Annotated in this window: 6 protein-coding genes; 5 read left to right on the top strand and 1 reads right to left on the bottom strand. The window is 69.4% G+C overall.

The window, feature by feature from the left end:
* Nucleotides 1-120: 120 nt before the first annotated feature.
* A complete protein-coding gene (locus tag ACFXGI_RS29000) occupies nt 121-1,062 on the bottom strand; it encodes a hypothetical protein (protein WP_384712720.1) in 942 nt (313 codons plus the stop codon).
* A gap of 128 nt (nt 1,063-1,190) precedes the next feature.
* Here ACFXGI_RS29000 and ACFXGI_RS28995 point away from each other — a divergent pair, with 128 nt between their 5' ends.
* The 5 genes from ACFXGI_RS28995 to ACFXGI_RS28975 all read left to right on the top strand — a co-directional run bounded on the left by ACFXGI_RS28995 (nt 1,191) and on the right by ACFXGI_RS28975 (nt 8,999).
* Nucleotides 1,191-3,812 (top strand): valine--tRNA ligase, encoded by a 2,622-nt coding sequence (locus ACFXGI_RS28995; RefSeq protein ID WP_384712717.1) that lies wholly within the window; start codon nt 1,191-1,193, stop codon nt 3,810-3,812.
* Between the two features lie 200 nt (nt 3,813-4,012).
* Complete coding sequence (locus ACFXGI_RS28990; RefSeq protein WP_384712714.1) at nt 4,013-5,398, top strand: glycoside hydrolase family 26 protein; 1,386 nt, start codon at nt 4,013-4,015, stop codon at nt 5,396-5,398.
* Between the two features lie 8 nt (nt 5,399-5,406).
* Nucleotides 5,407-6,189 carry a hypothetical protein gene (locus tag ACFXGI_RS28985; RefSeq protein WP_384712711.1) on the top strand — a complete coding sequence of 261 codons (783 nt, stop codon included), beginning with the start codon at nt 5,407-5,409 and terminating at the stop codon, nt 6,187-6,189.
* Between the two features lie 12 nt (nt 6,190-6,201).
* Nucleotides 6,202-7,662, top strand: a complete 1,461-nt coding sequence (locus ACFXGI_RS28980) for a glycosyltransferase family 2 protein (protein WP_384712708.1) — start codon at nt 6,202-6,204, stop codon at nt 7,660-7,662.
* A 17-nt stretch (nt 7,663-7,679) separates the two neighbouring features.
* A complete protein-coding gene (locus ACFXGI_RS28975) occupies nt 7,680-8,999 on the top strand; it encodes a glycoside hydrolase family 113 (RefSeq protein WP_384712704.1) in 1,320 nt (439 codons plus the stop codon).
* Nucleotides 9,000-9,059: the final 60 nt, after the last annotated feature.

Here is a 9,059-nt window from a genome sequence, read left to right as displayed (position 1 = left end):
CGACGAACGTGCTGTTCATCGTGGGCGGTGCCTTCGCGGGCCTGGAGAAGATCATCGAGTCGCGGGCCGGCGCCAAGGGCATCGGCTTCGGGGCGCCCCTCCTGTGTGCCGCCAGTCCGATCAGACCTTGGTCCGTGAGGTGTTGTAGAGCTTCGCGGCCAGCTTGGAGACGTCCTCCAGGGTGCCCTGGGTGCCACCCGTCAGGATCGTGGTCTGGTCCATGTGGTTGACCGCGGCCAGAGTGGAGTGGTCGCTCCAGGCGCAGGTGGGGACCACGAGGGAGCTGGGCTCCCCGGGCTTGGTGGTCTTCGTGGTGGACATCTTGATCTCGACGCACTTCATGACGGCGCCCTTGAACCCGTCCGGCGTGAACGCCTTGGGGGTGCCGACCTTTTCGTACTTCAGGCCGAGCTTGTCGGTCTCCGGGTTGGGCGCGCCGATCGTGGCGAAGTAGGCGTCGAGGGCCCGCTCAGGGTCGTCGATCTGGCCCCAGAAGCCGCTCGCGGTCATCTGCTTGGCCTTGCCCTTGACACCGTTCAGGTACTGCTGGCTCGCCTGGTGCGGGTCCTTGATGCCGATGGCCTCGGCCTTCGTCTTCTGCTCACCCGCCAGCGGGGTGTCCGCCTTCGCGGTGCCGACCGCGTCGGGGTTCTTCGCGTAGGCGTCGACCGACTCCGGGAAGGTGAGCTTGTAGCCCTTGGTGTCCGCGGCCACCGAGCCGGAGGCGCCAGCGCCCTTCGTGAAGTACCAGCCGCCGCCCGCTATGACCGCGACCGCGACGATCACGGCGATCACCACGCCGGCCTTGGACTTCTTCGGCGGCTGCGGCTGCGCGCCGTACGGGGGCTGCTGCGGGTAGCCGTATCCCGGCTGGGGCTGCTGGGGCTGCTGGGGGTAGCCCTGCGGGGGGATGCCCGGCGGTGGGGGCTGCTGCGGGTAGCCGTAGCCGGGCTGCGGCGCGGGCTGCCCGTACGGTCCAGGCTGCTGGGGCGGCTGGCCCCCGTACGGTCCAGGCTGCTGCGGCGGCTGGCCCCCGTACGGTCCCGGCTGGTTGTAGCTCATGCCCGCGTCCCCCTTCAGGAATCCTTATGCGTTTCAGACATCCTGTCGGAAGCAGATCCCCCGCAGGCCTCCGGGCCCCCGGATTACCGGTTTCATAGCTGGACTGTTACGGCTCTAAACTGTGCCTCGTGACCGAGAACACGCAGACACCCAGCAGCCCCGACTCCGAACTGCCGACCGCGTACGCTCCGGCCGAGGTAGAGGGGAAGCTCTACGAGCGCTGGGTAGAGCGTGGCTACTTCACGGCCGATCCCGCGAGCGAGAAGCCCGCGTACACCATCGTCATCCCGCCGCCGAACGTCACCGGCTCCCTGCACCTGGGCCACGCCTTCCAGCACACGCTCATGGACGCCCTGACCCGCCGCAAGCGGATGCAGGGTTACGAGTCGCTGTGGCTGCCCGGCATGGACCACGCCGGCATCGCCACCCAGAACAAGGTCGAGCAGCAGCTCGCCGAGGAGGGCAAGTCCCGCCACGACCTGGGCCGCGAGGAGTTCGTCGAGCGCGTCTGGCAGTGGAAGGAAGAGTACGGCGGCAAGATCCTCGGCCAGATGCGCCGCCTCGGCGACGGCGTCGACTGGTCCCGTGAGCGCTTCACCATGGACGAGGGTCTCTCCAAGGCCGTCCAGACGATCTTCAAGAAGCTCTACGACGACGAGCTGATCTACCGCGCCGAGCGCATCATCAACTGGTGCCCCCGCTGCCTCACGGCCATCTCCGACATCGAGGTGGAGTACCAGGAGGACGCGGGCGAGCTCGTCTCGATCAAGTACGGCGAGGGTGAGGACACCCTCGTCGTCGCCACCACGCGCGCCGAGACGATGCTCGGTGACACGGCCATCGCCGTCCACCCGGACGACGAGCGCTACAAGCACCTCGTCGGCAAGCTCATCAAGCTGCCGCTCACCGACCGCTCCATCCCGGTCGTCGCCGACACGCACGTCGACCCGGAGTTCGGCACCGGCTGCGTCAAGGTGACCCCGGCGCACGACCCGAACGACTTCGCCATCGGGCAGCGCCACGGCCTGCCCAACATGACGATCATGGACGAGCGCGGCAACATCACCGTCCACGGCCCCTTCCTCGGCCTGGACCGCTTCGAGGCCCGTTCCGCGGTCGTCGGCGCGCTGCGCGAGCAGGGCCGGATCGTCGCCGAGAAGCGCCCGTACCTGCACTCCGTCGGGCACTGCTCCCGCTGCTCCACCACCGTCGAGCCGCGCCTGTCGCTGCAGTGGTGGGTCAAGGTCGAGACCCTCGCCAAGGCCGCCGGCGACGCGGTCCGCGACGACCGGGTCACGATCCACCCGAAGGAGATGGAGAAGCGCTACTTCGACTGGGTCGACAACCTCAACGACTGGTGCATCTCGCGCCAGCTCTGGTGGGGTCACCGGATCCCGGTCTGGTACGGCCCGGACGGCGAGGTCGTCTGCGTCGGCCCGGACGACGAGGCGCCCACCGGCGAGGGCTGGCGCCAGGACACCGACGTCCTCGACACCTGGTTCTCCTCAGGCCTGTGGCCGTTCTCCACGCTCGGCTGGCCGGAGAAGACCCCGGACCTGGCGAAGTTCTACTCCACCGACGTCCTGGTCACCGGCCACGACATCATCTTCTTCTGGGTCGCCCGGATGATGATGTTCGGTCTGTACGCCATGGACGGCGAGGTTCCGTTCAAGACGATCGCACTGACCGGCCTGGTCCGCGACGAGCGCGGCAAGAAGATGTCGAAGTCCTTCGGCAACGTCGTCGACCCGCTGGACTGGATGGACAAGTACGGCTCCGACGCCGTCCGCTTCACCCTGGCCAAGGGCGCCAACCCGGGCACCGACGTGCCGATCGGCGAGGACTGGGTCCAGGCGTCCAGCAAGTTCGCCAACAAGATCTGGAACGCCACGCGCTTCGCGCTGATGAACGGCGCGACGATCGAGGGCGACCTGCCGCCGGTCGAGCAGCTGTCCGCCACGGACCGATGGATCCTGTCCCGGCTGAACAAGACGGTCGCGCAGGTCGACGCGTACTACGAGGACTTCCAGTTCTCCAAGCTCAGCGAGGCGCTGTACCACTTCGCGTGGGACGAGGTCTTCGACTGGTACGTCGAGCTGTCGAAGACGACGTTCTTCGCGGGCGGCGAGCAGGCCAAGGTCTCCGGCCGGGTGCTGGGCGAGGTCATCGACGTCATGCTGCGACTGCTGCACCCGGTGGTCCCGTTCGTCACCGAGACGCTGTGGACCACGCTGACCGGGCGCGAGTCGCTGGTCATCGCCGAGTGGCCCAAGGACAGCGGCTTCCGCGACGACGCCGCCGAGACGGAGATCGGGAGCGTCCAGGCCGTCGTCACCGAGGTCCGCCGCTTCCGCAAGGAGCAGGGCCTCCAGGACGGCCAGAAGGTCCCGGCACGCCTGGACCTGACCGGTACGGCGCTCGCCGCGCACGAGGCGGCGATGCGTCAGCTGCTGCGCCTCCAGCCGGAGGGCGAGGGCTTCACGGCCACCGCCACACTGCCGGTCGCCGGTGCCACGGTCGCGCTCGACCTGTCGGGCACGATCGACGTGGCCGCCGAGCGCAAGCGGCTCTCCAAGGACCTCGCGGCCGCGGAGAAGGAGAAGCAGCAGGCCGAGGCGAAGCTCGGGAACGAGGCCTTCCTGGCCAAGGCCCCCGACAACGTCGTGGACAAGATCAAGGGCCGACTGGCCAAGGCCGAGGCGGACATCGCCCGGATCCAGACCCAACTGGACACGCTGCCCGCCGCGTAACACGCACCACGCGACAAGTGGCGTGTAACAAACGGTGAACCATCGGCCCCCGAGCACATTGCCCGGGGGCCGACGCGTAGGGTGAATCCGGCCCCAGAGGTTCGGCACAACCCTCAGGGGCCGATGCCTGCCGGCTGTCGACCGAGGGGGGTCTCGGAGTGTGGGGTCGTGACGTGCGCACTCGCGGGGTCTTAAGCCCGTTGAACCCCTTAAGAAGCGAGCTGAAGCGCCGCAACCTCCTCCTGGGGGCGGCTGCCACCGCGGCCACGGGCGGCGCCCTCGCCGGAGTGGCAGCGTTCAGCACCTCGCGCGCACCGGCCGCCGGCCTCCAGAAGGACCTGCTGTCACGAGACCCCAAGGCCTCCAAGACGGCCCAGGCCGTGTACCGGCTCCTGGTCGGCCTGGAGACGGACGCCCGGGCCGGCCGTCGCCGCGGGACCCTCATGGGCCAGCACGCCGAGGTGCACAACGAGCGGTACAACCCCGAGTACGGCGACCACAGCGGCCCCAAGCCTCCCGGCTACTACTACCGCAAACCCCGGGACATCACCGGAAAGCTGCCGGCCTTCCTCGAACTCGACCTGGGGCCCGGCTACCAGCAGCAGGGCTGGGGCGTGGGGGAGCCGCGGGACTACTCGCGCGCCGCCTGGCCCGCCCGCCGCGAGTTCTGGACCTACACCAACGACGTGGTGGACCTGGCCCTCGGCGTCTGGCACGGACTGCCCCGCGAGGACGACGGCTCGTACAACCCGACCGGCACGGAACGCCTCTGGAACGGCACCAAGACCGTACTCCCGGAGAACGGGGGAGCACCCGCAGGCCTAGTCGGCATGTCGTTCCACCAGCCGTGGCCGGGCAGCCCCGTCAAGAGCTACGACCAGACGCTGCGCCGCAACGCGCCCTCCGCGAAGGACCCCGGCTGGATCGACCGGGTGCTCACTCCCGGTACCGCCGAGCACGCGGCGCTCCTGCTCGACCTGTCCTTCCTCGCGGACCACCTGGGCCATCTGGCCGCGTACGACGTCCCCGTACTGCTGCGCCCGTACCACGAGATGAACTCGCTCGGCGGGGAGCAGAGCTTCTGGTGGGCCGGGCTCGAACCCCGGCAGTACACGGCCCTCTGGGAGCTGCTCCACCACTACCTGGTGGGCTCCCGCGGACTGCACAACCTGATCTTCGTATGGGCCCCCACCGCCTGGGACGGGGTGCACGGCAGCGAACCCTGGGACTTCTACCCGGGCGCCGAGTACGTGGACGTGGTCGGGGTCGACGACTACAGCGGAACGCCGGACCACCCCTTCGACCCGGGCGGCTGGACATCGACCTGGCACCGCGGGCTCGCGGACTACGGAAAGCCGCGGATCCTCGCGGAGTCCTTCCACGTGCCGCTGGGCGCGGCGCAGCGTACGACCCTCGACCAGGCCCCGTGGGTGCTGTGGACGGTGTGGGGCGACGGGCTCACGGCGAAGAACTCGGACGCCGATGTGCGCCAGACGTACGACGACCCCAAGACGATCACCGGCGGCCGGGAATCCGGCCCCGTGGGCGTGCAATGGCTCGCCTTGCACGACGGAACATTCGAATAGGAGTGAAGTTGAGCGCGTCAACGCCACGCGCCCACAGTGTGGCCGCCTTCGTGGCCATGGGCTGGGCGGGCATCCTGCTCCTGTGGGCCCTGTACAACTGCTTCTGGCAGGTCGGCGTCGCCGACTTCCTCCAGGGCATCGTGTACTACGGCACGGGCGACGGCTCCGGAACCGCAGAGACGTTCAACCTCAACTGGGGTGTCGTCTATGTGGCGGGCGGACTGCTCGTCCTGCGCGGGAACACCCTCGGGCGGGGCATCATCATCGGCGGCGCCGCCATCGAGGGCTACAACCGGGTGCGCAGCCTGTCGGGTGCGCTCTTCGACGACAAGCAGGCCGAGTACTTCACCACGACCCTCCAGGGCGGGCTGAAGCTGGCGACCTTCGCCGTCGGGGCCTTGGTGACCTGCACCCTCATCGTCCTGCTGCTGCGGGACTTCGCGGTGTACGAAGCGTGGCAGCCGCCGGTGAACCCCTGGACCCAGCAGGCGAACGAGGCCCGGCTGGCGCAGCAGGTGCCACAGCAGGTGCCGCAGCAGGTGCCGCAGCAGCAAGCGCCCCAGCCGTCCCACGGGTTCGGGGCCCCGCAGGCCTACCCGCCGCAGCCCGGGCCGCAGCTGCCGCAGACGGGCTACGGGCAGCCGCAGCCCCAGCCCTACCCGCCCCAGCAGCCCCGACCCGGTTACGGGCCAGGCCCGTACGGCAGCCAGCCCGCCTGGCCGCCGCAGCCCCCGGCCCCGCAGCCGCGGCAGTCGCCGCCGCCGCCGCAGCAGCAGCAGCAACAGCAGTAGTAGGAAACCCGAATGACCTCTTCCATGACTTCCGCCCCCGTACAAGAGGTCGCGCCCGCCACCCGGCGCGATGCGAAACTGGTGCAGCGCCACGCCGAGTGGAAGCCCGGCGTGCTCCCTTTCCTGCTGCCCTTCCTGCTCCTCGCCGGCTTCGGCCTGTGGTCGTTCAAGCCGAATCCGACCCCGCTGGGCTGGACCCTGTCCGTCGTCTGGTCACTGCCCGGCATAGGCGTCATGGTCGGCCTGCAGGGCGCCCTGCTGATCCGCCGCCGACTGCGCAAATCGCACGAGATGGTCCCCCCGACACCGGTGGACGAGGACTTCCTCATCGTGCTCGTGCCGACCATCGGCCGCCACGACACGTACCCGGCGCTGGAGCGCTCGGTCCTCAGCTACGTGGAGCACCTGCCCCCGTACTTCCCGCTCATGCGGGTCGACGTCCTCACGGAGGAGGGCTGCGAGGCGACCGAGCAGATCGACGACCTGGCCGCGATGAACCCCCTCATCCGCGTGGTCACGGTGCCCAAGGCCTACGAGACGGCGAACGGGACCCGGTTCAAGGCCCGCGCCAACCACTACGCGCACGAACTGCGGATCGACGAGGGCGAGGCCCTGGACGACATCTGGGTGCTGCACATGGACGACGACACCGGAGTCGGCCCCGACACCGCCGCGTCGATGGCCCAGTTCGTCAACCGCCAGCGGCGGGCGGGCGCCGAGGGCAAGCACATGGCGCAGGGCATCCTCGCCTACCCGCGCGAGAACGCCGTGAACCGCTTCACCTGGCTCGCCGACGCGGTCCGCCCCGCCGACGACATAGCCCGGTTCCGCGCGCTCACCGGTCTCGGCACCCCGGTCGCCGGCGTGCACGGGGAGCTGCTGCTGCTCCGTGCCTCGATCGAGGCCACCATCGGCTGGGACTTCGGCCCGAAGGCCATCGTCGAGGACGCGCAGCTGGCGCTGACGTTCTGCCGCACGTACCCCGGCCGCAGCGACTGGTTCAACGGCCGCTGCTACGGCGCCTCCCCGGCCACCACGAGGGACTTCATCAAGCAGCGCGAGCGCTGGGCGTGGGGGCTGGTGGCCCTCTGCTTCAACCGCACGGTGCCGTTCCGGTACCGCTGGTTCCTGCTGCTCTGCGTGGCGACCTGGGTCTTCGGCCCGCTCCAGCACGTCGCGACCGTGCTGTTCGTGGCCTGGCTCATCGGCGACTTCAACACCTCGCCGGTGGCCCAGACCGTCGTGATCATGTGGGCGATCAACTTCGCGTACGTCATCTGGACGTACTGGGAGGGGCTGCGGCTCAACGGCCTGGTCTCGGCGAACGGCCGGCGGCGCTGGTGGGAGCCGATCGTCGTGCTCGCCCTCATCCCGGTGTTCTCCGTGATGGAAGGGGTCGGCGGCCTGCGCGGCCTGATCAAGTTCATCAAGCGCGAAGAGAACAAGTTCGTCGTCATCGCCAAGCCCGCCTGAGAAACCGAGAGCCCCTCGTGAACGACCAGCTGAACGACGAGATGAACGACGAGACGAAGAACGGGAACAAGAACGGGAAGGCGGCCGGGCGTTCCAAGGTCCCCCTGCTCGCGATCCTGCCGGTGACCGTGACCTCCCTGGTCATAGGCCTGCCGTTCGTGGTCGGAGACCATCCCCTGCGCTGGAGACCGGGCTCCCTGGAGCCGGCCCTGGTCCTGCGCGACTCCGCTTCCGGTCCCACCCGCGCCACGGCCCACGGCGGCGCCGGCGCCCCCACCGACGGCGCGAGCGCGGCCGAGGAGACCGAGGAGGCGCTGCCCGCGGGGCCCGCGCCGAAGGTGGACAGGCCGTGGAAGGCCGGCATGCCCGAATGGGGCGTCCAGATCTTCTGGGAGGACAAGAAGGACCACGACGACGCGTACATCGAGAAGCAGGCGCGCAAGCAGGCCGCCTACCTCGTCGGGCTGAAGGCCAACGCCGTCTCCGTCTCCTTCCCCTTCTACACGGAGGGCCGCACCTCGACGAAGCTCGCGGCCGGCCGCAGCACCCCGACGCCCGAGCACCTGGAGACGGTGCTGCGCGTCTTCCACGAGGCCGGACTGCGCACCACCGTCCGCCCGACGCTGGACGAGGTCGTGCTCGTGCCGCCGGAGGGGTGGCGCGGCAACATCAAGCCGACCGACAAGGAGGCCTGGTTCGATTCGTACGAGGCCCTGCTCGGTCCCTACCTCGACGTGGCCCAGCGGCAGAAGGCGGCGACGTTCGTGATCGGCACCGAGCTGAATTCGATGGAGGGCGACCCGGGCTGGAAGGGCCTCATCGCGACGGCCGAGAAGCGGTTCAAGGGCGAGGTGTCCTACGACGCCAACTGGGACAACTACGTGGGCGGCCACATCGACGTGCCCGTCGAGCGGCTCGGCGTCGACGCGTACTTCCCCGTCAAGGTCCCCGACGACGCCCCCGTGGACCAGCTCGTCGACGGCTGGAACACCTGGCTGGACAAGAAGACCAGGGGCCCGCTGCCGCGGATCGTGCTCGCCGAGGCCGGCATCAGCGCCATGGACGGGGCGTACTACGCACCCGGCGACTTCTATGCGCGGCGCAAGCTGAACCCGGTCGTGCAGGCCAACTGGTACAAGGCGGTCTGCCAGGTCGTCCGGGAGCGGAAGATGACCGGCGTGTACTGGTGGTCGGTTTCGTTCAACGCCGACCCCAAGACCGCGCCGAAGGAGGAGGACTCCCGGCTCAACTTCGCGGGGCGCCCGGACACCGAGCGGGAGATCCGCTCCTGCTTCGGCTCGGACTACGCGGGCCCCGGAGCCGATCCGAGACCTTGACGGGTTGTGCCCCGAGTTGTCCGGAGTGTCGCACATCACGATTTCAGCCGGGTTGGCTGA

The sequence above is a fragment of the Streptomyces sp. NPDC059355 genome (assembly GCF_042752335.1).
GTDB lineage: Bacteria > Actinomycetota > Actinomycetes > Streptomycetales > Streptomycetaceae > Streptomyces.
This window is presented reverse-complemented; position numbering and strand designations above follow the sequence as displayed.